Below are 24,750 nucleotides of genomic sequence, written 5' to 3'. Positions count from 1 at the left end.
TGAAAAATAGGCGGAATAGTTAATGTCAGTTAATGGATCTCTCTCTCTGTTTTATTATTGAATCCTTCTTATGTTTTGAATGAAAGCAATGCTGAGCCTAACAGTAATCCTGCAGTTTTTTGCTAAAAATATTGTTGTTGAAAACTCAAGCGAAATGTATCTGGATATAAATTTATATGACTTAGTAACAGAATTGTTATACAAAATGGAGAGTCTGAAGGAGGGGCAGGGTAGCCCCATGTTTAAAGCTTTTTTTGCTATGCTTGTTTCTTTTCGTTCCACGCATCGGAGTGCAAGATATTGCCATCTTTATAAAGGTGAGTGATTTTCTCGTAGGCTAAAGAAATATCTTCCATATGGCCTGTACCCGTAGCCGTTCGGGTATCGTGCATCACAGGGCTAAAGCTAACTACTTTCACACGTTCTAATGTAATGGTGTAGTAAATTTCCTCTTGCCCGCTGTAGTTGATACGATAGAAATTAAACTCAGCGCTTTTAAGAGTCTGCCCCGTTGCAACAGCTTTAAACAGATAGGGTGATGAACTGTCAATCTCTTTAGTGAAGTTGAATGAGCAATGTTGTCGGCTTCCTGTCACTTTACCTGTTAAATTGTCTGTAGGAATGATCACGCTATGCTGTAAGCTACGTAGTTCTATGCTTCCATCACGTCCATGAACGTCACAAGATCCCATGATCTGAGATCCACCATCATCTTTTAAAATCAAATGTACTGGTACAGCCATTTTTAACGCTCCTTGCTGTTAGTCGTATAACCATCTTCCTGCTTTAGCCGATTCTGCAAACATCCTTACAGTAAGAGGTTTTGAGATTTGCTTTACTGGTTTATCAGTAAACCATCTTCTAAAGAACCACGTTCTAAACCACGGATAATATTTCTGATAATTCATTGCTGACATGTCAATTTTAAAAAAACTGTCGTATTTATTAATGCAATAAATTAAATCATCATCGTCTGCATAATCTTGAAGAATATCATCAAGCTCTAACGGTATCAGCTTTCCTGTGAATGTACCTGACACAGGTAACTCTTTACGGAATAGCTCTAAAACTTCCTGATCTGTTACCATATGCGATCTTTCTCGTGTGCGATGGTGTTGTAGTCACGAACGGTTTTATAAACGATTTGACTAATATCGCTCGCTACTATAGCCCAACCGACAACAGGTAATCCACGCCCCACAAAAGCGCCCAGGTTAGTAACATATTTAGGCTTAAGTGTTGTTATGCTCGCTTCTGTAAGAGTTGGAAGTCTTACAGGTAATTCAGTGTTAAGAAGTTGGCGAAGGTATTTTGATGCTATTGACGTACCCGCTGTGGTTCCGTAAGGTTTACCTCTTGTTTTTAATAATGGCAGACCCAGAATAATACAGCTCATTGAAATAACATCTTTAATTCCGCCAAATTGATCATTAACTCTATCCAGTAAAATCCAAAAAAATAACTCTCCTGCAGTGATATTGCATACGCCACGATAGAAATATGTTCCATTTAATTCTTCTACTGTATCCATCAGTAACCCTTTAGTTTCAGGCAACATGTTTATTAATCGTACTGCGTGCAAGTACAAAGGGGAAGCTGTTTTTATGAAAAAGCACTTAAAATCAAAGTGCTGTTGGCTAAATAATTCATTAGCTACTGCTCAATACCATCTCTTACAATGTTAATTATTTTCTTTTCTGTGAAGGACTTTTAGTTGTTTAACTAAAAAGACAGTGAGTAATAGAATGTCATTGTTCTTTCTGAGCATTCGAAGTCTTTCGCTCCTGCCTTGCGTGAAGAATCATTATCCGAAAGAGTGGGCTTGCTTGAGCCAGCAACTTCCCCTAATCTGGCAAAAAGTAAGCTAATGCTTACCAAATGACTCGGGGTGCCCTTCTTTGTGAAGGCTGAGAAATACCCGTATTACCTGATCTGGATAATGCCAGCGTAGGGAAGTCAGATGCCTTCCCGGTCATCGCTTCTTCACGCAAGGCAGGAGCGAACCCATGCAGCCTGACCTGCTCGATTTACACGTTTTACATCACTTCCGCACCCGTTCTCCGCTGACCCATTGTATGACCAATGACGTCGTACAGACCTTTACGGCCAACGTTTTGCTGGCGCTTGGCGCATCCCCGGCGATGGTGATCGAGGCCGAAGAGGCCGAGCAGTTTGCCGCGATAGCCGATGCGCTGCTGGTTAACGTTGGCACGCTGACCGCGCCGCGCGCCCAGTCGATGCGTCGGGCAATTGAAAGCGCGGTGGCGGCAGGCAAGCCCTGGACGCTGGACCCTGTTGCCGTGGGCGCCCTGGCGTTCCGCACCCGCTTTTGCCATCAAATTCTTGCCCTGAAACCGGCGGCCATTCGCGGCAATGCCTCCGAAATCCTTGCTCTTGCCGGGATGAGCGCCGGCGGGCGCGGCGTCGATACGACCGATACCGCCGCCAGCGCTGTGCCTGCAGCCCAGGCGCTGGCCCGGCAGATCAATACGATTGTGGTGGTCACCGGCGAGGTGGACTACATCACGGACGGGCAACGTACCCGAACGGTTACCGGCGGTGACCCGCTGATGACGCGCGTGGTGGGCACCGGGTGCGCGCTTTCTGCCGTTGTGGCGGCGAGCTGCTCGCTGCCGGGTGACCGGCTGGATAACATCGCTGCCGCCTGCGGATGGATGAAACGAGCCGGAACGGTCGCCGTTGCGCAGTCGCGTGGCCCAGGGAGTTTTGCCAGCGCGTTCCTGGATGCGCTCTACACGCTGGAGGAGCAGGCATGAAGCGGATTAACGCCCTGACCATTGCCGGCACCGATCCCAGCGGCGGCGCGGGTATCCAGGCAGACCTGAAAACCTTCTCGGCCCTTGGCGCGTACGGCTGCTCGGTCATTACCGCGCTGGTGGCGCAAAACACGCGCGGCGTACAGTCAGTCTACCGGATTGAGCCGGATTTTGTTGCCGCGCAGCTGGATTCAGTGTTCAGCGACGTGCGCATCGATACCACCAAAATCGGCATGCTGGCCGAAACGGATATCGTTGAAGCGGTGGCCGAGCGGCTTAAACGCTATCAGGTGCAAAACGTGGTGCTGGATACTGTGATGCTGGCGAAAAGCGGCGATCCGCTGCTCTCCGCCTCTGCCGTGGAAACGCTGCGCAAAAAGCTGCTGCCACAGGTGGCGCTCATCACGCCCAATCTGCCGGAAGCCGCCGCGCTGTTGGGCACATCGCACGCGCAAACGGAACGCGAGATGAAAGCGCAGGGGAACGCGCTGCTGGCGATGGGCTGCGGGGCGGTGCTGATGAAGGGCGGGCATCTGGATGACGCGGAAAGCCCGGACTGGCTCTTCACCCGCGACGGCGAAGTGCGCTTTACCGCGCCGCGCGTGCAGACCAAAAATACCCACGGCACGGGCTGTACGCTCTCGGCCGCGCTGGCGGCGCTGCGTCCCCGGCATGAAGGCTGGGCCGATACGGTGCGCGGAGCGAAAGCCTGGCTCTCGGCGGCGCTGGCAAAAGCCGATACTCTGGAAGTCGGTCACGGTATTGGGCCGGTTCATCATTTTCATGCATGGTGGTAAGCCAGTATACTGGCAGGAAACACCACGCCTGAGAAAACAAAGATGGAACAAGCGCATACCCGGTTAATCGCTCAACTGAATGAACGGATCGCCGCGCCCGATAACACGCCGCTGTACCTGAAGTTTGCCGAAACGGTAAAAAATGCGGTACGCAGCGGGGTGCTGGAGCACGGGAATATTTTGCCCGGCGAGCGCGATCTGAGCCAGTTGACCGGGGTGTCGCGCATTACCGTGCGTAAAGCGATGCAGGCGCTGGAGGAAGAGGGTGTGGTGACGCGCGCTCGTGGCTACGGGACGCAAATCAACAATATCTTCGAATATTCGCTGAAAGAGGCGCGCGGCTTCTCACAGCAGGTAGTGCTGCGCGGCCAAACGCCAAATACGCTCTGGGTTAACAAGCGGGTGGTGAAATGCCCGGAAGAGGTAGCGAACCACCTGTCGATCTCCCCGGACAGCGAGGTCTTTTTGCTCAAGCGCATTCGCTATGTGGATGACGATGCGGTGTCGATTGAAGAGTCCTGGGTCCCGGTCGGGTTAATTCCCGACCCGGATGCGATTGGCATTTCGCTCTACGACTACTTCCGCAGCCAGAATATCTTCCCGCAGCGCACCCGCTCAAGGGTGAGCGCCCGCATGCCGGACAGCGAGTTTCAGGCGCACATTAAGATGAATGAAAAAATACCGGTGCTGGTGATCAAGCAGGTCGCGCTTGACCAGCAGCACCGGCCGATTGAGTACAGCATCAGCTACTGTCGCAGCGACCTATACGTCTTTGTGTGCGAGGAGTAATTCCTCGCGCGTCGGGGCGCAATCGCCACCGCGTTGGCTGACCACCCGGGACGCCACGGCATTCCCTAGCAGAACCGCGTCCGCCAGCGACCATCCTCCCGCCAGTCCGGCAAGCGTGCCGCCCGCGTGGCTGTCGCCTGCGCCAATGGTGTCCACGACCGTCGCCGGGAACGCCGGAACAACGCCCGAACTCCCGGCGTCATACCAGGCCGCTCCGTCTTTATCGTGGCGCACAATCAGGGCGGCCCCGAAACGCTGCTGCCACTCTGCACCCAGGTTTTCAGCCACGACATCCAGCCGCCCGGCTGCGATCTCCGCTTCCTGACGATTAAGGGACACGATTGGCCTGCAGGCCATAATTCGTGCCATCAGCGCGTCGGGGATATCCGCAATACGGGGGCCGAAATCGATGAATGCCGTCACCTCCTGCAACCCCTCCAGCCAGCGTGTCAGCAGTTCACCGCACGGCGAGGCCAACTGATAGCCGGACAAATACACCAGGCTGTTTTGCGGGACGTGAAGCGCATCCAGCCAGCGCTGCTGCCACTGGTTCTCCACGCCGCTAAAGGACATAAAGGTGCGTTCGCCGTCAGGCTCAACCAGCGCCAGGCACCAGCCGTTATCGCCCGTATCGGCCTCCACGGCGCTGTGCAGATCCTGCTTCGCCATGGCGTTGCGGATAATATCCGCCCACACGCCGTGCCCGACGGGCAGAGCGTTTTGCGCCGTAATGCCGAGCCGCTTCAGGGCAATGGCGATATTCAGCGCGCAGCCGCCAATATTCACGCCCTGCTGCTTAAGTTCGATATCGCACCCGCGCCAGGGCAGGGCGTAGGCGTCGGCGATGACGTCAATCACCGCTGCGCCCAGCACCGTCACCGGGCGCGTGGCGTGCAGATTTTCGAGACGTTGGGCAAATGCATTCATACGCCCTCCCTTTGCTCCCTGAAGTGCAGCAGTTTCTCGCAATAATGGCCGAAGTTGAGCTGGTTGACGGCATCGAGTTCGGCTTTGAGCGCCGGGTCAATCGCCTGCACACCGTGGAGCGCACCGCAGATGGCCGTCGCCATGGCGCCAATGGTGTCCGTATCACCGCCCAGATTGGCACATAAAATGGCGCAGCGGTTCGGGTCGGTTCCCGCCAGTTCCACCATCGCAATGGCCGCCGGAACGGACTCGATGGTGCTGGTTCCCGCGCCAATCAGCTGATAAACCTGCTCGCTGGCAGAGTCAATGCCATTGGCTTCCCGCACGGTCTTAAGTGCCAGCTCAATACGCGCCGCCAGCGACGCGCTGAAGGTGGTGGTTTTCATCTCCTGCGCATAGCGGGCGATCCCCGGCAGGGCATCAACGATGTTCTGCCAGCTTTCGCCGTCGATGGCGCGGGAAACCGCCCAGGCAATCACCACCGCGCCGGCAATGGCGAGGTCCGATTTATGGGTCGGGCTGGAGGCCAGCGCCACCTGTTCAACAAAGTGTTCCAGCCGCGTCGCCGGGAGCAGGCAGCCCAGCGGGGAGGCGCGCATCGCCGCCCCGTTCGTCACGCCGTTGTTTTCCAGTTCGCTCACCGGCCTCCCGTCACGAATCGCATTAAGCGCGATTTTTGAGGTCGGGCCGAGCACATTCTTGTTGAACGCGTCGAAATCGAGCGCCCAGTTCAGGATATGCTTGCCGATAACATCCGCGTTAATCTCCCCGTCGCACTCAATGATCGCATCGGCGAGGCACAGCGCCATTGAGGTATCGTCGGTGAACTCTGCCTGCCCGAAATAGCAGGCCGCATTATTTTCTGCCGGGCCGGGTAAAAAGCGGTCGATCCAGCCGAAGTGCGCCTTGACGCGCTTTCTCGGCCACAGCTCCGACGGCATGCCCATCGCATCCCCTAACGCCTGCCCGTAAAGGGCACCGAGAACACGTTCTTGTTTCATTTAACTTCCCCTTGTGTCAGCGCGGTATCGCCATCAACCACCTCAATAGCAGTGATCTCTTTGTCCGATTCGCGGAAAAACAGCATAAACAGCACCGCAATCACGGCAATCATGATTGCGCCAAATGCCCACATTCCGGCCCAGTTGAAGGTCAGCCCATTCACCGGCTCTTTATATGCGAACATTTTCTCCATCATCACGCCGCCCAGGCGGTAACCCAGCAGGCTACCAAAGCCCTGGCAGCACAGCGTAATCAGGCCTTGCGCGGCGGTACGCATGTGCACCGGCGCTTTTTTATCCACGTAGATGTACGCGGTGACGTAGTAGAAGTCGTAGCTCACGCCGTGCAGCAGAATGCCGAGGAACAGCAGGGCGTAGGTGAAGTACTGTTCCGCACCGCCGTAAACAAAGAACCCGTAGCGGATGGCGGCCGTGATCAGACCCAGCAGTAAGACCTTCTTAATACCAAAGCGTTTGGTAAAGAACGGCAGCGCCAGCATAAAGAAGATTTCAGAGAACTGACCGAGCGTCATCCAGCCGGTGGCGTTTTTCATTCCCACTTCGGTGAGATAGCCGTTGGCGAAGATGTAATAGAAGGCCAGTGGCATGGCGAACAGAAACGAGCAGAAGAAGAACACGAGGAAGTTTTTGTCGCGCAGCAGGATCAGCGCGTCCAGCCCCAGCATCACTTTGAAGTCCAGCTTGCCGGTACTTTTCGGCGGTGTGTTCGGCAGGAAGAGGGCAAACACGCCGAGCAGGGCGGAGCTGGCTGCCGTCATCAGCAGGGGAATATTGGTATCGGAAATATCGCTATAGCCCAGCATCTGCGGCAGGAAGCCGCACGCCAGCCCGGAGGCGATCCAGCCGATAGTGCCCATCACGCGGATACGCGGGAAATCGGCCTCGACGTCATCCACGTTCGCGAAGGCAATACTGTTGGTCAGCGCGATGGTGGGCATATAGGTCAGGGAGTAAACCAGCAGCAGCGGGAAGAAGGTGCTGAACTGGGTTTGCTGTGCGGCGAAGTACATCAGAATCGCGCCGGCAAACATCAGCACCGCCAGTACTTTCTGCGCGGCGAAGAAGCGGTCCGTCAGCGATCCGACCAGAATTGGGGAGAGGATAGCGGCAATGGCGGTACAGGCATAAGACCAGCCGATTTCCCCGGCGGTAAAACCGCTTTTGCTCAGCCACAGCCACAGCGGCACAAACCACGCGCCCCAGATAAACCATTCAACAAACATCATGAATGACAGTTGGACTTTCGTTTTCATTTTTTAATCCTGCATGTCAGAGAGGGTACGCCTTTAACATACCATTCTATAATACCTTTTAAATACCTTTGTGGCGATTGTTTGATCAATGTAACAGTTTTGTTGTACACGAATCGAGCCAGCAGATTGTGCTGAAAAAAAATGCAAAAGGTGGAAAATCTGTTAAGTCGGTACCAGGCTTAGTCTGCCCATAAATAATGGGACTGGATAAACACACACCGACACGACGTCGGACTTACGGGAGTATCACATGACTGATATTGCGCAGTTGCTTGGCAAAGACGCCGACAGCCTTTTACAGCATCGTTGTATGACCATTCCAGCCGACCAGCTCTATCTGCCGGGTCATGACTACGTCGACCGCGTGATGGTCGATAACAACCGTCCGCCTGCGGTTCTGCGAAATATGCAGACGCTCTACAACACCGGGCGGCTCGGTGGCACCGGATATCTCTCCATTCTGCCGGTAGACCAGGGCGTTGAGCACTCGGCGGGCGCCTCTTTCGCGGCGAATCCGCTCTATTTCGATCCGAAGAACATTGTTGAGCTGGCGATTGAAGCGGGCTGTAACTGCGTGGCCTCCACCTACGGCGTGCTGGCCTCCGTCTCGCGTCGCTATGCCCACCGCATTCCGTTCCTCGTGAAGCTGAACCACAATGAAACCCTGAGCTACCCCACCGAATATGACCAGACGCTCTACGCCAGCGTCGAGCAGGCGTTCAATATGGGGGCGGTTGCCGTTGGGGCGACGATTTACTTTGGCTCTGAACAGTCCCGTCGTCAGATTGAAGAGATCTCTGCGGCGTTTGAGCGCGCGCACGAGCTGGGTATGGTAACCGTGCTGTGGGCGTACCTGCGTAACTCGGCGTTCAAAAAAGACGGCGTGGATTACCACGTTTCGGCCGACCTGACCGGCCAGGCGAACCATCTGGCGGCGACCATTGGCGCAGACATCGTGAAGCAGAAAATGGCCGAGAATAACGGCGGCTATAAAGCGGTGAACTTTGGTTACACCGATGACCGCGTTTACAGCAAGCTGACCAGCGATAACCCGATCGACCTGGTGCGCTACCAGCTGGCGAACTGCTATATGGGCCGTGCAGGGCTGATTAACTCCGGCGGCGCGGCGGGCGGCGATACTGACCTGTCAGACGCGGTGCGTACGGCGGTTATTAACAAACGCGCGGGCGGCATGGGGCTGATCCTGGGTCGTAAGGCGTTTAAGAAATCGATGGCCGATGGCGTGAAGCTGATCAATGCGGTGCAGGACGTCTATCTGGACAGCAAAGTCACGATTGCCTGACCTGAGGGCGAAGTGTTGGCCGGGTAAGGCGTAGCCGCCACCCGGCAATACCATCAGCGCAAAAGCACACAGTCCGGCGGCAACCGACACTGCAGCGCGCCGGGCAACACCTCAATGCGGAACTGTGTTCCGCTTAGCGGCTCTCCGTCGAGGTTAAACGTCATCCCGTGCGGGGCATTGACCTCAAACCATGCGGATTTCCCATCAATGATATTCGGACTCTCTTCCGGCTGCGTCAGCGTGGTAAACAGCGCGGGCAGCAGGCCATCGCCCGTGAAAATCCGCAGCTGTAGCTGACCGTCATTGATCAGCGCCTCCGGGCACAGCTGCTGGCCGCCGCCAGCCTGTCGACCATTGCCAATGCCAATGACCAGCGCGTCACCCTGCCACTGAAAATCCTCGCCGCGAATTTCGCAGCGGTCAGGCTTGAGGGTATCCATGCGCATCAGACCATGGATCAGATACGACACGCCGCCCAGCGCCGCCTTCAGTTTTTCCGGCGTTTCGCTGGTGATGCGCGTGCCGAACCCGCCGGTGGCCATATTGATAAAGCAGGTTTTGTCATTCACCTGCGCAATATCTACTGCGGTGGCTTTACCGAGGATCGCCAGCTGGAGCGCTTTTTCTAACGCCTCTGGGATCCCTGCGCTGGTGGCAAAATCATTGGCGGTGCCGAGCGGTAAAATGCCCATCACCGGGCGGTTTGCCGGGGGCAGGTCGATCAGCGCTGACGCGATCTCATTGATGGTGCCATCGCCACCGCCGGAAATGATGGTGTTGACGCCAAGCCCGAGGGCTTCATTGATATAGCGTGCCGCGTCGCCTTTTTCCCAGGTTACCCTGACGTGGATGCGCGCGCCGTCGTCACGCAAATCCTGAATTGCCTGACGCAGGAGATCGTTGCCCGCACTTTTGCCATTGAGAATCAATAAACTGTCTGGATAGGTTGCCATCCGCGCTGCTCCCTTTTTTAGCGTTAGTAAGAGTGTATAGCAGAGAGGAAAAAAGCGGGTAAGAACAGGATGAAAGGAACAAAATAAGCCCGAAAGCGCGTTACACTCCAGCGATGATATGAATGTAATCACAGGAAAGTGATGATGAATAAAATTTTGGTAAGCGCGTGCCTGATGGGCTTCAGGGTTCGTTATAACGGAAGTGAAAAAGCGAGAATGAACGCGCAACTCGCTCGCTGGCAAAAGGAACAACGTCTGGTTATCCACTGCCCTGAACTGGCTGCCGGGCTGCCTGTACCGCGTCCTCCGGCAGAGATTATGTCCGCTGATGGCAAAGACGTAATGCGCGGGCAAGCCAGAATTACTGAAAATACCGGGCAGGACGTGACCGCACAATATCAGCTTGCAGCCTGGCTTGCGCTACGCGCTGCTCAGGAGTCGGGGTGTAGCGCTGCATTATTAACCGATGGCAGCCCAACGTGCGGCAGTGAGTTTATTTATGACGGATCGTTTCGCGGAATTCATAAAGCGGGGAAGGGGGTTGCGGCATCGTTGCTCGCAGAGCATGGGATCGCCGTGTTCTCAGAGAAGCAAATCGACGAACTCATTGCCTGGATTGAGGAGAAAGAAGGCAAAAAATAAGCCCGCGTAAGGGAGATTACGCAGGCTAAGGAGGTGGTTCCTGGTACAGCTAGCATTTATGGGTTATGTTTTTCAGCGGGGGGATAATACCCGTATTGAACGAAGCGGTATGTGATCCGATTCTAAGAATTATCCCAGCGCGAAAAAATTTCCCTGATTGACTATTTGCCGTGTGGGTTACGGGTGCTTTCACCGTTGAAGTTACGCATCAGCAGCGCGAACTTCAGCTCCACCTCTTCCGGAACCGGCAGCCAGACGGTATGCCCGTCACCCGGCGCGACCTCAATCGCTTCGCCTTTGCCGTTTTCCAGATGCTCCAGCGTGAAGTTCATGTTGCCCTGCGGGGTCATCAGCTCCAGGCTGTCGCCTTTGGTGAACTTGTTTTTCACCGCGACGGCCGCCAGCGCGCCTTTGCGCTCGCCGGTGAAGTCACCGACAAACTGCTGGCGCTCGGATACGGAGTAGCCGTGCTCGTAGTTCTGGTAGTCGTCGTGGGTATGACGGCGCAGGAAGCCTTCGGTATAGCCGCGATGCGCCAGGCCTTCCAGAGTTTCCAGCAGGCTGGTATCGAACGGTTTACCGGCGGCCGCATCGTCGATGGCTTTGCGGTACACCTGCGCGGTACGCGCGCAGTAGTAATAGGATTTGGTGCGACCTTCAATCTTCAGGGAGTGCACGCCCATCTGGGTCAGGCGCTCGACGTGGGCGATGGCACGCAGATCTTTCGAGTTCATGATGTAGGTGCCGTGCTCGTCTTCAAAGGCGGTCATGTACTCGCCCGGACGTTTGGCTTCTTCAATCATAAACACGCTGTCGGTTGGCGCGCCGATGCCCAGCGTTGGCTCAACGTTGGTCACCGGGATCGGCTCATGCTTGTGGACGATGTTGCCGATGTCATCCTCTTTGCCTTCCTGAACGTTATATTCCCAGCGGCAGGCGTTGGTGCAGGTGCCCTGGTTCGGGTCGCGTTTGTTGATGTAGCCAGAAAGCAGGCAGCGGCCGGAATAGGCCATGCACAGCGCGCCGTGAACGAAGATTTCGATTTCCATATCCGGCACCTGGGTGCGGATCTCTTCGATCTCTTCCAGCGAAAGCTCGCGAGACAGGATGACGCGGGTCAGCCCCATCTGCTTCCAGAACTTCACCGTTGCCCAGTTGACGGCGTTAGCCTGTACGGAGAGGTGGATATCCATCTCCGGGAAGTTCTCCCGAACCAGCATGATTAAACCCGGGTCCGACATGATCAGCGCGTCCGGCCCCATATCCACCACCGGCTTCAGGTCTCGGATAAATGTTTTCAGCTTGGCGTTGTGCGGCGCGATGTTGACTACGACGTAGAATTTTTTACCCAGAGCGTGCGCCTCGTTGATGCCGAGCTGCAGGTTCTCGTGGTTGAATTCGTTATTACGTACGCGCAGCGAGTAGCGCGGCTGGCCCGCATACACGGCGTCGGCGCCATAGGCGAAAGCGTAACGCATATTTTGCAGCGTTCCCGCCGGGGAAAGGAGTTCCGGTTTAAACATGTTTGTTCTCGTTCTGATGACAGGTCAGATCCGCGTGCACCAGGTGCAGCGGTAAGGGGAGATCCCCCACTTTAAGGGCGGGCATTGTAGCGCTGCGGGGCAGGGAGGTAAAGTTATTGTGCCGGGCGGCGGCTTCGCCTTACCCGGCCTGCTGACCCTCTGCTGGCTAGGCTATCCTGCACGCATCCGCTTCCCAGCGATACCCCACGCCATACACCGCGCGGATAAACGACTGCTCGGCGTCCAGCGCCTCCAGCTTGCGGCGCAGGTTTTTAATGTGGCTGTCGATGGTGCGGTCGGTCACCACGCGGTAATCGTCGTACAGGTGGTTCAGCAACTGTTCGCGGGAGAAGACTTTTCCCGGCTCGTGGGAGAGGGTTTTCAGCAGGCGGAACTCCGCAGGGGTCAGGTCCAGCAGCTTGCTGCGCCAGCTCGCCTGAAAGCGGCTTTCGTCGACAATCAGCGGGCTTTCGGCGTCCAGCACCTGAAGCTCGCGCTGCGGCCTGCAGCGGCGCAGAATGGTTTTCACGCGGGCGACCACCTCGCGCGGACTGTAGGGCTTGCAGATGTAGTCGTCCGCGCCGATTTCGAGCCCCAGCAGGCGGTCAATCTCTTCAATTTTGGCGGTGACCATGACGATCGGCACGTCGGAGAAGCGGCGAATTTCCCGGCACAGGGTCAGGCCATCGGTCCCGGGAAGCATCAGATCAAGCAGGATCAGGTCCGGCGGGGTCTGGCGCACGTAAGGCAGCACCTGGTCGCCGTGGCTTATCAGTGACGGGGCATAGCTGGCCGCGCGTAAATAGTCGATCAGCAGCTGTCCCAGCTTGGGTTCGTCTTCGACGATCAAAATGCGCGGCGTGTTTTCGTCAATCGGTAACTCGGTCATACTTCTCTCGATAAATCCCGTTCCAGAGGTAACTCTACTGTAATGCTTACCCCGCCAAAAGGCGAATGGGCGGCGCGGATCGTGCCATTATGCGCCTCGACGATGTTAACGCAAATCGCCAGCCCCAGACCGGATCCGCCGCTGGCGCGATTGCGGGAGCCTTCGGTACGGTAAAAACGTTCAAACAGTTTTTCCAGCTGCGCGTCCTGCACGCCGGGTGCGGAATCCGCGAAGGTAAGGGCAAAGCGCCCGTTTTCCTGTCTGCCGGAAATCAGCAGCCCGCCGCCGCTGTCGGTATAGCGCAGGCTGTTTTCCAGCAGGTTGTTGAACAGCTGCATCAGCCGATCTTTGTCGCCAAACACCACCGCGCTGTCCGGCAGGGAGAGGTCGATTTTCAGGTTGCGGCTGGCAAAGCGTTCGCGGAAGGCGCCGCTCGCCACCTCCAGCACGTTAATGACGTCTACGGGCGCCTTCTGGTAGGCCAGCGCGCCTTCGTCGGACATGGAGAGCTGGTGGAGATCGTCCACCAGCTTGGTGAGCGTGCCCACCTCCGCCTGCAGGGAAGCCACCGATTCGGGCGTAAACTGGCGCACGCCGTCCTGAATGGCCTCGAGCTCGCCGCGCAGCACCGCCAGCGGCGTACGCAGCTCGTGTGAAATATCGGCCATAAAGTCGCGGCGCATCTGCTGGTTTTTCTCAAGCGTGCTGGCGAGCTGGTTAAAGTCCTGCGCCAGCTTGCCCAGTTCGTCCTGGCTGCGGGTATCGACGCGGGTGGTGAAATCCCCGGCGGCGAGCTTGTGCGTGCCTTCCACCAGGCGTTTCACCGGGGCGAGCAGACCGCGCGCCAGCGGGAAAGTGGCGAGCGCGGCGAGCAGCGTGGAGAGCGCGACAATCAGCCAGCTTGTGCGACGCTGCTGGCGGTCAAAGTTGATGTCGGTGTTGCGCGTCAGGCGCTCCACCGGGGAGGCGATAACCCAGCCAACGGTGGCGTTATTCACTTTAATCGCCCGCCGGGTGCCGTCCGGCGGTATCGGCGCGCGCGGGCCAACCAGGGGGCGCATATCCTGGTCGATTACCCAGAACTGGGTGCGCCAGCCGTGCGGCGGCATGCCCGGGCCCGGACGATCGTCGCCGGTATCGTGCTCCAGCGAGCGCAGGATCTGGAAAATAAAGCGATCATTGTTGCGCAGAAAACGCCAGTTGCCGTGCTGGGCGTACTGTTCACTCAGCGCATCGCTCAGTCCCTGCAAACGCTGCTCATTGCCATGCTTGATGTAATCAATAAAGCCGCGCTCGAAGCTGACCCGCACCGCCCAGTGCATGGTGATCAGCAGGACGATACAGGTGGCGAAGATCGCCACAAAGAGCTTGCCGGTAATACCCGGACGCCAGAATTTCATGAGCCACTCCTTTTGCCGCGCCTAATCACGACGTTCTTGCTGGTATCATCCGGCACCCGGGCGAAGATGAAAGCGGGCAGGGCGATGATGATCGCCATGCTGAGGTAGGTATACATAAAGACCTGATGCGCCACCGGCGTGTCGACGCTGAGGTGGTGCTGACCGTACATGCCGAGCAGTAACCCCGCAATAGTCACGCCCACGCTCATGGAGAGCTGCATCACCATCGACAGCAGGCTGTTGCCGCTGCTCGCCAGATCGTCCGGCAGGTCTTTTAGCGTGAGGGTATTCATCGACGAGAAGCGCATGGAGTTGATGATCCCCTGGCAGAACAGCACCAGCGGCAGGACGTAGTACCAGCCCATCAGCGCCACGGCCATAAACAGCAGGCTGACCAGCGCCAGCCCCAGCGTGGCGGCCACCAGCACGTGTCGATAGCCAAAGCGGTTCACCACCTGCACCACAATGCGCTTCATTCCCATGCTGCCGAGCACCATCGGGATCATCATCAGGCCCGCGTGGAATGGCGAAAAACCCATGCCAATTTGCAGAAAAACGGGCGTCATAAACGGCAGCATCCCGCTGCCGATGCGTCCGGCAAAGCTGCCAGACAGGCCCAGACGGTAAGTGGGGTTTTTAAACAACGCCAGGCTGAACAGCGCCTTGTCGTTTCCTCTGGCGTGCCACAGATACCACAGTATGGCGGTAACACCGAGCGCGATCAGGAGCCCGAGCGTCATGGGCGAAATCCCCAGTCCTTTTTGCCCGTCGAGCGCCAGGGTGAGCGTGGCCATACCGGCGGCCAACAGGATAAAACCGAAGAAATCAAAGCGCCGGGTCTGCATTTTGTAGTTCGGCATCAGCGTCAGGGTGGCAATCGCGCCGATGATGCCTACCGGGAGGTTGATTAAGAAGATCCAGTGCCAGGAGGCGTACTCCACCAGCATGCCGCCCAGCGCCGGGCCCAGCAGCGGTCCCACCTGACCGGGCAGGGTGACAAAGGTCATCGCCGCCATGTACTGCTCGCGCGGCACAATCTTCATCACCGTTAACCGCCCGACGGGCACCATCATCGCCCCGCCGATGCCCTGCAGCACGCGCGCCATGACAAGCTGGTCGAGGGTATTGGCCTGCGCGCAAAACAGCGAGCCGGTGGTAAACAGCACGATGGCGGTAAAAAAGATATTCCGCACGCCGACCTTATCGGCCAGCCAGCCGCTGGCGGGCAGCATCACGGCAACCGTCAGCACGTAGGAGACAATCACCATGTGCATATGCAGCGGGCTCTCCCCCAGGCTTTTCGCCATGGAGGGGAGGGCGGTGTTGACGATGGTCGTATCCAGCGACTGCATAAAGAAGCCGAAAGCGACTATCCATAATTGCCAGCGAACGTTAGCGGGGAGATCTGTCATCTACTCAGTCACCGTGGTTCTGTTTTTACGCGAAAAGCGCAGCCGCAGGCGGTCGAAGAACAGATAGACCACCGGCGTGGTGTACAGCGTCAGCAGCTGGCTCATCACCAGGCCGCCGACAATGGTGATCCCCAGCGGCTGGCGCAGCTCTGAGCCGTCGCCGCCCGAGATCACCAGCGGCAGCGCGCCAAACAGCGCCGCCAGGGTGGTCATCATGATCGGACGGAAGCGCAGCAGGCAGGCCTGGAAGATGGCCTCTTCCGGCAAGAGGTTGCCGTTGCGCTGGGCGTCCAGCGCGAAGTCCACCATCATGATGGCGTTTTTCTTGACGATACCGATCAATAGCATGATCCCGATGAGTGCGATAAGGCTGAACGGCGCGCCGAACAGCTCCAGCGCCAGCAGTGCCCCCACGCCCGCCGACGGCAGCGTCGAGAGGATGGTCAGCGGGTGCACGTAGCTCTCATACAGCACGCCCAGCACAATATAGACCGTGGCGATGGCGGCCAGAATCAAAATCACCTGTGAGTTCATCGTCTCCTGGAATACCTGCGCGGTCCCGGCGAAGCTGCCGCGCACGGTGGACGGCACGCCAAGCTGGGTCATCGCGCGGTTGATTGCATCGCTGGCCTCAGACAGTGACGAACCGGCGGGCAGGTTAAAGGAGATGGTCGATGCCGCCGACAGCCCCTGATGGTTCACCGACAGCGGCGCGTTGGCAGGCTGCCAGCTGGCAAAGTACGAGAGCGGAATCGCCTTGCCGTCGTTGTTAATCACAAACATTTTGTCCAGGGCGCTGATGTCCTGGGTGTAGCGCGGGTCAACTTCCATCACCACCTTATACTGGTTCATCGGCTGGTAGATGGTGGAGATCTCGCGCTGGCCGAAGGCGTTGTTCAGCAGGCTATTGGCGGCTTCAACGTTGATGCCCAGCCGCGACATGGTTTCACGGTCGTAGGTCAGGGCCATCTCGGCGCCGTTGTCCTGCTGATCGGAGTTTACGTCCGCCAGTTGGGGAAGGGCGGCCAGCGCCTTGCGGATCTTCGGCTCCCACTCGCGCAGGGCGGCCAAATCGTCCGAGAGTAATGTGTACTGATAGCTGGCGTTCGCCTGTCGCCCGCCGACGCGGATATCCTGAACGGCCATCAAAAACAGGTTTGCCCCCGGCTCTTTGGCGAGCTTCACCCGCAGGCGGTCAATCACCTGCTGGGCGGTTTCGTTGCGCTCGCCGCGCGGTTTGAGGGTAATAAACATCATTCCGCTGTTGACGCGTGATCCGCCGGTAAAGCCGGTCACGTTATCCACGGCTTTGTCTTCACGAATGATCTTCATAAAGTCCTGCAGCTTGCCGCGCATGGCCTGGAACGAAATGCTCTGGTCCGCCTGAATGCCGCCCATCAGCACGCCGGTGTCCTGCTCCGGGAAGAAAGTTTTCGGGATGGTGATATACATCCACACGTTGAGCACGATGGTGCCTATTAGCACCAGGCCGACCAGACGGGTATGGTTCAGCACCCACTTCAGCGATTTTCCGTAGCCTTCCTGCATTGCCATCAGGAAACGGCCAAAGCCTTTGCGGCGCGGCTGCGAGTGCGGTTTGCTGCGCTTGAGCATCCAGCCGCACATCATTGGCGTCAGCGTTAGGGAGATCGCCAGCGAAATGCCGATCGCGACGGAGAGGGTGACGGCAAACTCGCGCAGCAACCGGCCCGGCAGCCCGCCCATCAGCAGCAGCGGCAGGAACACCGCCACCAGCGACAGGCTCATGGAGAGCACCGTAAACCCCACCTCGCGCGTGCCCTGCAACGCAGCCTGCAGCGGCTTCACGCCCGCTTCCAGATGGCGGGAAATGTTCTCCAGCACCACGATGGCGTCATCCACCACGAAGCCCGTCGCAATCGTCAGAGCCATCAGCGACAGGTTGTTGAGGCTAAACCCGCACAGATACATGGCGGCAAAGGTACCGATCAGCGAGACCGGCACGGCCACCGCTGGGATCAGCGTCGCGCGGCCAGAGCGCAGGAACAGGAAGACCACCAGGATCACCAGCGCGACGGAGATCACCAGCGTTTGCTCCACCTCTTCAAGCGAGGCGCGAATGGTCGGGGAGCGATCCTGGGCAATTTGCAGATCGATTGCTGCCGGGATGGTCTCCTGCAGGTCCGGAAGACGGGCGCGAATGCTGTTCACCGTCTCAATAATGTTGGCCTCCGGCAGCTTGCGGATCATCAGCAGAATCGCCGGTTTGGCGTTGGTCATCCCGGCGTTGCGCACGTCCTGCACCGAGTCGGTGACGCTGGCCACGTCGCTTAATCGCACCGCCGCGCCGTTGTTATAGTGGATGATGAGCGGTTGATATTCCGCCGCGGTTTTGAGCTCGTCGTTGGTGTGGATCTGCCAGCGGTGGCTGTTATCCTCAATCGCCCCCTGCGGTTTACGCACGTTGGCGTTGCTGATGGCGGAGCGCACGTCGTCCAGCGACACGCCCTGGTTGAATAACGCCTGCGGGTTTAACCCCACGCGCACGGCGGGCAGGGAACTCCCACCGACGCTCACGTCGCCGACGCCGTTAATTTGTGAGATTGTCTGCGCCAACTGGGTAGACGCAAAATCGTACAGCTGCCCCTGCGAGTACGTATCCGAAGTCAGCGTCAGTATCATGATCGGCGCGTCGGACGGGTTGGCCTTGCGGTAGGTCGGGCGGCTCGGCATCCCGCTCGGCAGCAGGCTCTGTGCGGCGTTGATGGCCGCCTGCACGTCGCGCGCCGCGCCGTTGATATCCCGGTCGAAGCTGAACTCCAGAATAATGCGCGTGCTGCCCAGCGAGCTGCTGGAGGTCATCTCGTTGACCCCCGCAATCCGCCCGAGCGAACGCTCCAGCGGCGTGGCAACGGACGAGGCCATGGTTTCCGGCGAGGCGCCCGGCAGCGAGGCGCTGACCATGATCACCGGGAAATCCACCTGCGGCAGCGGCGCCACCGGCAGCAGCCGGAAACCCAGAACGCCGCAGAGGGTAATGGCGAGCGAGATTAAAATCGTCGCCACCGGGCGATAAATGAAGAGGGCGAAAAACTTCACTTATGCCTCCTCTTCACGTTTCGGGAAGCGGCTTTTGGTCCACAGCGCCAGGCGGTCAAACAGCAGGTAGATCACCGGCGTGGTGAACAGCGTCAGCACCTGGCTCACCAGCAGACCGCCGACCATGCCAATACCCAGCGGACGGCGCAGCTCCGCGCCGACGCCGGTGCTCAGCATCAGCGGCAGCGCGCCCAGCAGGGCGGCCAGCGTGGTCATCAGGATGGGACGAAAACGCAGCAGGCAGGCCTGGAAGATGGCATCGCGCGGCGACATGCCCTGCTCGCGCTCGGCGGCCAGGGCAAAGTCGATCATCATGATGGCGTTTTTCTTCACGATCCCGATGAGCAGGATAATGCCGATGATGGCAATCACGTCCAGCTCGCTGCCCGCCAGCATTAATGCCAGCAGTGCCCCCACGCCCGCCGTCGGCAGGGTAGAGAGGATGGTGATCGGGTGGATAAAGCTTTCGTACAGCACGCCGAGCACGATGTACATCGCCACGACAGCCGCGACGATCAACCAGATGGTGTTGCCCAGCGCGGCCTGAAACGCCAGGGTGCTGCCCTGGAACTGGGTCTGAATGTCGGACGGGAAGCTTACCGCTTTTTCCGCCGCCTGAATGGCCTCCACCGCTTCACCCAGAGAGTAATTGTCCGGCACGTTAAAGGAGATGGTGGTGGACGGGAACTGATCCAGATGGTTAATCGACAGGGGGGTATAGCGTTCTTCCACCGTGGCGATAGCGCTCAGCGGCACAATGCCGCCGTCTTTGCTGGTCAGGCGCACCGAGTCCAGCCCCGCCAGGCCGGGCGTATTTTCGGTGTTGTGCTCCAGCACCACGCGGTACTGGTTCGCCTGGGTGTAGATGGTGGAAATCAGGCGCTGCCCAAACGCGTTATACAGGGCGTTATCCACGTCCGCCATGGTAATACCCAGACGGCTGGCGGCGTCGCGGTTGACGTTCACATACGCCGCCAGGCCCTTGTCCTGCCAGTCGCTGCTGACGTCCGAGAGCTGCGGCAGGGTTTTGAGTTTATCCACCAGCTGCGGCACCCAGGTGCTGAGCGCGTCCAGCGAGGTGGCCTGCAGCGTGAACTGGTACTGCGTGCGGCTGACCTGGGTATCGATGGTCAAATCCTGAATCGGCTGCAGGTAAAGCTCAACGCCCGGCACGCGGGCCACGGCGTTTTGCAGCCGCTCAATGACGGCGTTGACGCGATCGTCGCGCTCATCCAGCGGCTTAAGGTTGATCTGCAGACGCGCGCTGTTGAGCGACGGGTTGGTGCCGTCGACGCCGACGTAGGAGGTCAGGCTCTCGACCGCCGGATCTTTCATAACAATCTCAGACACCTGCTGCTGGCGCTGGGCCATATTGGCGAAGGAGACCGACTGCGGGGCCTGAAGCGTGCCCTGAATAATGCCGTTGTCCTGGATGGGGAAGAAGCCTTTCGGAATGAAAATCCACAGCATCACGCTGAGCGCCAGCGTGCCGAGCGCCACGCCGAGCGTCGCCCACGGGTGGTTGAGGACTTTCGCCAGCACTCGACCGTAGGCGGCAATAATGCGCTCGAACATGCGCTCGGAGGCGCGCGAGAAGCGGTTTTGCTTGCGCAGTGACTCGTGGCTCAGCATGCGGGCGCACATCATCGGCGTCAGGGTCAGCGATACCACCGCGGAGATCAGAATGGCGACCGCCAGCGTGACGGCAAACTCGCGGAAAAGACGACCGACGATATCGCCCATAAACAGCAGCGGGATCAGCACCGCAATCAGGGAGAAGGTCAGCGAGATAATGGTAAAGCCGATCTCGCCCGCGCCTTTCAGCGCGGCGGCCAGCGGTTTTTCGCCTTTCTCGATATAGCGCGAGATGTTCTCAATAACGACGATAGCGTCATCCACCACGAACCCGGTGGCGATGGTGAGCGCCATCAGCGTCAGGTTGTTGATCGAAAAATCGAGGAACACCATCACCGCAAAGGTGCCGACCAGCGAGAGCGGTACGGCGACGGCGGGAATAATGGTCGCCGGAACGTTGCGCAGGAACAGATAAATGATCATCACCACCAGTGCAATCGCCAGCATTAGCTCAAACTGGGTGTCGGTGACCGACGCGCGAATGTTGGTGGTACGGTCGGAAAGCACCTTCACGCTGACTGACTTCGGCAGGCTTTCGATCAGCTGCGGCAGCATGGTGCGGATGCTGTCGGCGGTTTCGATGATGTTGGCACCCGGCTGGCGCTGCACGTTCATCACGATCGCCTGCTGTTTGTTGGCCCAGGCTCCCAGCCAGCTGTTCTCCGCGCCTTGTTCTACGGTCGCCACGTCGCCCAGACGCACTGGCGCGCCGTTCTGGTAGGCGATAATTAGCTGACGATATTCGTCGGCGGACTGCATCTGGTCGTTGGCGGAGAGCGTCACGGCGCGGGTTGGGCCGTCCAGCGAGCCCTTCGCCGAGTTGACGTTCGCGTTGCTGATGGCGCTGCGAATGGTTTCGCTGGTGAGTCCCAGCGCGGCGATGGCCTGCGCGTTCAGCTTGACGCGCACCGCCGGGCGCTGTCCGCCCGCCAGGGTGACGAGGCCAACGCCGGACACCTGTGAAATTTTCTGCGCCACGCGCGTTTCGACCATGTCTTCTACCTGGGTCATCGGCATCGCGGAGGAGGTGACGGCAAGCGTCATGATCGGCGGATCTGCCGGGTTCACCTTGCTGTAGACCGGTGGGTTAGGCAGGTCTGACGGCAGCAGGTTGGTAGCGGCGTTGATGGCAGCCTGCACCTCCTGCTCGGCGACGTCCAGTGACAGCGTCAGCTGGAACTGCAGCGTCACGACGGATGCCCCGCCAGAACTCTGGGAGGACATCTGTTTTAGCCCCGACATCTGGCCGAACTGGCGCTCCAGCGGGGCGGTAATGGCGGACGTCACTACGTCCGGGCTGGCCCCGGGATAGAGAGTGACAACCTGAATGGTTGGATAATCCACCTCCGGCAGCGCCGAGACGGGCAGGAAGCGATAGCCGATAATCCCGGCGAGCAGGATCGCCACCATCAGCAACGTGGTGGCGACAGGACGGAGGATAAACAGGCGTGAAGGCCCACCTGTAGAGCCCGGCGGCAGCACCTGCATCAGGAGGTCGCTCCCTGTTTCGCAGGTTCAACCACTTCCACTTTGGCCCCTTCGGTCAGACGGTCAATGCCGTCGGTGACCACGCGGTCGCCTGCGGAAAGCCCGGCGCTGATGACCACCGTCTGGCTGTCCTGAATTCCGGTTTTTACGAGATGCTTGCTGACTTTATTGTCGCTGTTAAGCACCCAGACAAAGTTACCTTCATTACCCATCTGCAGTGCAGCGGTGGGGATCACCACCGCGTTCTCTTCGGTCGCGACCAGCATGCGCGCATTGACGAACTGGTTCGGGAAGAGGGCATCGTCCTGGTTATTAAAGCGCGCCTTCAGCTTGATGGTGCCGGTGGTGGTGTCGATCTGGTTATCCAGACTGAGCAGGGACCCTTCACTCAGTTTCTGCTTGTTGGTGCGGTCCCAGGCTTCCACTACCAGGCCTTTACCGGCTTTTTGCGCCTGCATGACGGTCGCGATATCGCTTTCCGGCAGGGTAAAGACTAAATCAATCGGGTGGGTCTGGGTGATCACCACGATGCCCGTGGTGTCGCCGCTGGAGATTTGGTTGCCGATATCGACCTGCTTCAGGCCGACGCGTCCGTCAATCGGCGCGGTGATGCGGCTCCAGTCCAGCTGCAGCTGGGCGCTGGCCACGGCGGCTTCGTCGGCTTTAATGGTGCCCTGCGTTTCGCTGACCAGCGACTGCTGGGTATCCAGCTCCTGACGAGAAACGAGGTTGGTTTTCACCAGCTGCTGGTAGCGGGCTAAATCGCGCCGGGCGTTGGCGAGGGTCGCGTTGTCTTTCGCAAGCTGTCCCTGCGCCTGGGCGAGGGCGACCTTAAACTGGCTCGGGTCGATTTCCGCCAACAGGTCACCAGCCTTAACCTGCTGACCTTCCTGGAAGTGGATCGCGATGAGCTGGCCGTCGACGCGGCTGCGCACCGTGGCGGTGTTGGCGGCGGTAATGGTCCCGAGACCTGTGAGATAGCGAGGAACGGCTTTATTCACCGCCGTCGCCGCCTGAACCGGCGCCAGGGCGCCGCCGCGCATTCCATGACGCCCTCCGCCCGTGGGGCGCTGAGCCTGGCTGGTGGCACCGGCGGGTGCGGCGGAGTTCGCGGATTGGCTGTGCCAGTACCAGGCGGCGGCAAGGGCCACCACAATGATGCCAGCGGCGATTGCCCAGCGGGATTTGTTACTGCCTTTCATCGTTATACGTTCTCATCCTGAATACTTCGGGGAATGATACTAGTTTAGTCAGGCAACACAGCGGAAAAATGGAGGAAATATGGAAGACTGTCAGGAATGGTCTGAGTGTGGTGCTCTTTTTAGCCGGGTGGCGCTTCGCTTACCCGGCCTACAAGGTAAATGCGAACGGCAACGGAAGTTGCCGTTTTTGGTGTTTTGTGGGAGAGGGCACCAGACCGCACCACAACAACACACGTTTTGTAGGCCGGGTAAGGCGAAGCCGCCACCCGGCACAACCGCACTAACTAAACATCACCTGCGCCCAGCGTGCCAGACCAGCGGTAACGGAACCAAAGTCATCGCCACCTGCAATCGGAATACCCGGCAGCTGTTCGGCCAGCGCTTTCTTGATTAGCGGCGAACGGGCGCTACCGCCGGTCAGGTAAATCACGTCCGGCTTCTCTTTGCCGTTCTCCAGCGCGAGCTGCACCTGTTCCAGAATGCGCTGTAGCGGCTGGGCAAGCGCCGTCTCCAGCCCGTCCTGCGAAATGGCGGTGGCCAGTTCGTCACTGATAAACGGCAGGGAGACCGCATGCTCAGCGCGGTCGGAAAGGGCGATTTTGCTCTCTTCCGCCGTTCGCACCACGCGGTAGCTCAGACGCTGGCGCCACACTTTATAGAGCAGGGCGACTTTTTCGCCATCCTGGGCATCACGCACCAGATCGTTAAGGAAGCGGCCGTTGGCGGTGCTGTAAAAATCACTCTGTGCCGGCACGTCGTTGATGGCAATCGCGTTCCACCACGGCAGGATCGGCAGCGCGATGCCTTTTTCCGTTTGCCCGCCCATGCCGAGCAGCGGCATCAGGCTTTTGAATGCCAGGGCGATGTCAAGATCGTTCCCGCCTACGCGGCAGCCGCTGTGCCCCAGCAGGCTGTTTTCACGATCGCGCCGGTTATGCCACTGGGGGCCCATCAGCAGCAGCGAGCAGTCGGTGGTGCCCCCGCCGATGTCCACGACCAATACGCGCTTCTCTTCCGACAGCGTGGCTTCAAAATCCAGCCCCGCCGCAACCGGCTCGTACTGGAATACCACGTCGCGGAAGCCTGCCCGGTGCGCCGCGCGTTCCAGGATCCCCTGCGCCTGCTGGTTGGCCTCGTCGCCGCCCAGCCCCTGGAAGTTAATTGGTCGGCCAATCACCGCCTGGGTAATCGCCTCTGGGACCTGCGTCTGCGCCTGGTTGCGGATGTGCAGCATCATCGCACACACCAGGTCTTCGAACAGCGCGACCTGCTGCGGCTTCAGGCCGCTGGCGCCGAGGAAGGATTTTGGCGACTTAACGAAATAGACCTCTTCGGGGTCTTCAATGTAGTGTCCGAGCGAGGAAAGGCCGAACTGCACGCTGGACGGCGTAACGTCGATATCTTCCTCGCGGTTGAAGCTGACGGCACGGCGCAGCAGCGCCTGGGTTTCCGCCGCCGAAGCTGGAACCTGATGGTGGCGAAACAGCCATTCGCTCACCGCTTCACGCGTCGGTGCGCAGAGCATTGACGGCAGTAGCGTGCTCTCTTTTTCCATTTTCAGGAGCCGTGGCTGCCCGTTTTGCATAATCGCAACCGAGCAGTTTGCCGTACCGTAGTCAAATCCAATAAACACGATGAATCCCCATGCCGGTGAGAAGGG

20 protein-coding genes and 1 riboswitch are annotated in these 24,750 nt (G+C 58.5%); of the genes, 5 read left to right on the top strand and 15 right to left on the bottom strand.

Annotation, left to right across the window (positions count from 1 at the left end; genetic code table 11):
- Positions 1-257: 257 nt before the first annotated feature.
- The 3 genes from tssD to F3J31_RS04415 are packed head-to-tail and all read right to left on the bottom strand — an operon-like array spanning position 258 to position 1,531.
- Positions 258-743 carry a type VI secretion system tube protein TssD gene (tssD, locus tag F3J31_RS04425; protein ID WP_045908646.1) on the bottom strand — a complete coding sequence of 162 codons (486 nt, stop codon included), beginning with the start codon at positions 741-743 and terminating at the stop codon, positions 258-260.
- Positions 744-761: 18 nt separating this feature from the next.
- Positions 762-1,088 carry a DUF1493 family protein gene (locus F3J31_RS04420; protein WP_048028281.1) on the bottom strand — a complete coding sequence of 109 codons (327 nt, stop codon included), beginning with the start codon at positions 1,086-1,088 and terminating at the stop codon, positions 762-764.
- Complete coding sequence (locus F3J31_RS04415) at positions 1,082-1,531, bottom strand: STM2901 family protein (protein ID WP_072061315.1); 450 nt, start codon at positions 1,529-1,531, stop codon at positions 1,082-1,084. The genes F3J31_RS04420 and F3J31_RS04415 overlap by 7 nt, the downstream gene beginning before the upstream one ends.
- Positions 1,532-1,874: 343 nt before the next feature.
- Positions 1,875-1,971, top strand: a riboswitch (TPP riboswitch).
- A 35-nt stretch (positions 1,972-2,006) separates the two neighbouring features.
- On the opposite strand from F3J31_RS04415, the gene thiM reads away from it, so the two are divergent.
- From thiM to F3J31_RS04400, 3 genes are read left to right on the top strand one after another with little or no spacing between them, the layout of a single operon-like run.
- A complete protein-coding gene (gene thiM, locus F3J31_RS04410) occupies positions 2,007-2,777 on the top strand; it encodes a hydroxyethylthiazole kinase (protein ID WP_069720626.1) in 771 nt (256 codons plus the stop codon).
- Positions 2,774-3,574 (top strand): bifunctional hydroxymethylpyrimidine kinase/phosphomethylpyrimidine kinase, encoded by an 801-nt coding sequence (gene thiD, locus F3J31_RS04405; RefSeq protein WP_167211553.1) that lies wholly within the window; start codon positions 2,774-2,776, stop codon positions 3,572-3,574. Before thiM ends, thiD begins: the two co-directional genes overlap by 4 nt.
- A 42-nt stretch (positions 3,575-3,616) precedes the next feature.
- Positions 3,617-4,363, top strand: coding sequence for a GntR family transcriptional regulator (locus tag F3J31_RS04400; RefSeq protein ID WP_167211550.1), 747 nt, complete (start codon positions 3,617-3,619; stop codon positions 4,361-4,363).
- Here F3J31_RS04400 and F3J31_RS04395 read toward each other — a convergent pair.
- The 3 genes from F3J31_RS04395 to F3J31_RS04385 are packed head-to-tail and all read right to left on the bottom strand — an operon-like array spanning position 4,337 to position 7,565.
- The gene (locus F3J31_RS04395) at positions 4,337-5,290 is read right to left on the bottom strand and encodes a PfkB family carbohydrate kinase (RefSeq protein WP_167211547.1); all 954 of its coding nucleotides are present in this window, start codon (positions 5,288-5,290) and stop codon (positions 4,337-4,339) included. The two genes, F3J31_RS04400 and F3J31_RS04395, sit on opposite strands and share 27 nt — an antisense overlap.
- Complete coding sequence (locus F3J31_RS04390) at positions 5,287-6,291, bottom strand: ADP-ribosylglycohydrolase family protein (protein WP_167211544.1); 1,005 nt, start codon at positions 6,289-6,291, stop codon at positions 5,287-5,289. The genes F3J31_RS04395 and F3J31_RS04390 overlap by 4 nt, the downstream gene beginning before the upstream one ends.
- Positions 6,288-7,565, bottom strand: a complete 1,278-nt coding sequence (locus F3J31_RS04385) for a nucleoside permease (protein WP_045908640.1) — start codon at positions 7,563-7,565, stop codon at positions 6,288-6,290. Before F3J31_RS04385 ends, F3J31_RS04390 begins: the two co-directional genes overlap by 4 nt.
- Positions 7,566-7,815: 250 nt before the next feature.
- Between F3J31_RS04385 and fbaB the strand changes: the two genes are divergently transcribed.
- On the top strand, positions 7,816-8,868 hold the full coding sequence (gene fbaB / locus F3J31_RS04380) for a class I fructose-bisphosphate aldolase (RefSeq protein ID WP_008500869.1): 1,053 nt from the start codon (positions 7,816-7,818) through the stop codon (positions 8,866-8,868).
- A 53-nt stretch (positions 8,869-8,921) separates the two neighbouring features.
- Here the strand turns inward: fbaB and yegS are convergent, their stop codons facing one another.
- Positions 8,922-9,821 carry a lipid kinase YegS gene (gene yegS / locus F3J31_RS04375; protein WP_045908639.1) on the bottom strand — a complete coding sequence of 300 codons (900 nt, stop codon included), beginning with the start codon at positions 9,819-9,821 and terminating at the stop codon, positions 8,922-8,924.
- Positions 9,822-9,962: 141 nt separating this feature from the next.
- Between yegS and F3J31_RS04370 the strand changes: the two genes are divergently transcribed.
- Positions 9,963-10,463 carry a DUF523 domain-containing protein gene (locus F3J31_RS04370; protein ID WP_167211541.1) on the top strand — a complete coding sequence of 167 codons (501 nt, stop codon included), beginning with the start codon at positions 9,963-9,965 and terminating at the stop codon, positions 10,461-10,463.
- 161 nt (positions 10,464-10,624) lie between these two features.
- On the opposite strand, the gene yegQ is transcribed toward F3J31_RS04370, so the two are convergent.
- The 8 genes from yegQ to yegD all read right to left on the bottom strand — a co-directional run bounded on the left by yegQ (position 10,625) and on the right by yegD (position 24,723).
- Positions 10,625-11,986, bottom strand: coding sequence for a tRNA 5-hydroxyuridine modification protein YegQ (gene yegQ, locus F3J31_RS04365; protein ID WP_008500866.1), 1,362 nt, complete (start codon positions 11,984-11,986; stop codon positions 10,625-10,627).
- A gap of 166 nt (positions 11,987-12,152) precedes the next feature.
- Positions 12,153-12,875, bottom strand: a complete 723-nt coding sequence (gene baeR / locus F3J31_RS04360; protein ID WP_024908120.1) for a two-component system response regulator BaeR — start codon at positions 12,873-12,875, stop codon at positions 12,153-12,155.
- Complete coding sequence (gene baeS, locus F3J31_RS04355) at positions 12,872-14,275, bottom strand: two-component system sensor histidine kinase BaeS (RefSeq protein WP_039025016.1); 1,404 nt, start codon at positions 14,273-14,275, stop codon at positions 12,872-12,874. Before baeS ends, baeR begins: the two co-directional genes overlap by 4 nt.
- On the bottom strand, positions 14,272-15,687 hold the full coding sequence (locus F3J31_RS04350; protein ID WP_167211538.1) for an MFS transporter: 1,416 nt from the start codon (positions 15,685-15,687) through the stop codon (positions 14,272-14,274). The genes baeS and F3J31_RS04350 overlap by 4 nt, the downstream gene beginning before the upstream one ends.
- Positions 15,688-18,765: a multidrug efflux RND transporter permease subunit MdtC gene (gene mdtC / locus F3J31_RS04345; protein ID WP_167211535.1), complete on the bottom strand. Its 3,078-nt coding sequence runs from the start codon at positions 18,763-18,765 to the stop codon at positions 15,688-15,690.
- On the bottom strand, positions 18,766-21,888 hold the full coding sequence (locus F3J31_RS04340) for an MdtB/MuxB family multidrug efflux RND transporter permease subunit (protein WP_048028296.1): 3,123 nt from the start codon (positions 21,886-21,888) through the stop codon (positions 18,766-18,768).
- Positions 21,888-23,090 carry an MdtA/MuxA family multidrug efflux RND transporter periplasmic adaptor subunit gene (locus tag F3J31_RS04335; RefSeq protein ID WP_048028298.1) on the bottom strand — a complete coding sequence of 401 codons (1,203 nt, stop codon included), beginning with the start codon at positions 23,088-23,090 and terminating at the stop codon, positions 21,888-21,890. Before F3J31_RS04335 ends, F3J31_RS04340 begins: the two co-directional genes overlap by 1 nt.
- A 280-nt stretch (positions 23,091-23,370) precedes the next feature.
- Positions 23,371-24,723, bottom strand: a complete 1,353-nt coding sequence (gene yegD, locus F3J31_RS04330; RefSeq protein ID WP_045418599.1) for a molecular chaperone — start codon at positions 24,721-24,723, stop codon at positions 23,371-23,373.
- Between the last annotated feature and the right edge of the window lie 27 nt (positions 24,724-24,750).

Origin of the sequence: Enterobacter sp. Acro-832 (assembly GCF_011752745.1) — a bacterium.
Classification (GTDB): domain Bacteria; phylum Pseudomonadota; class Gammaproteobacteria; order Enterobacterales; family Enterobacteriaceae; genus Enterobacter; species Enterobacter quasiroggenkampii.
The sequence above is the reverse complement of the archived record's forward strand: the minus strand, read 5'-3'. Positions and strand labels throughout refer to the sequence as shown.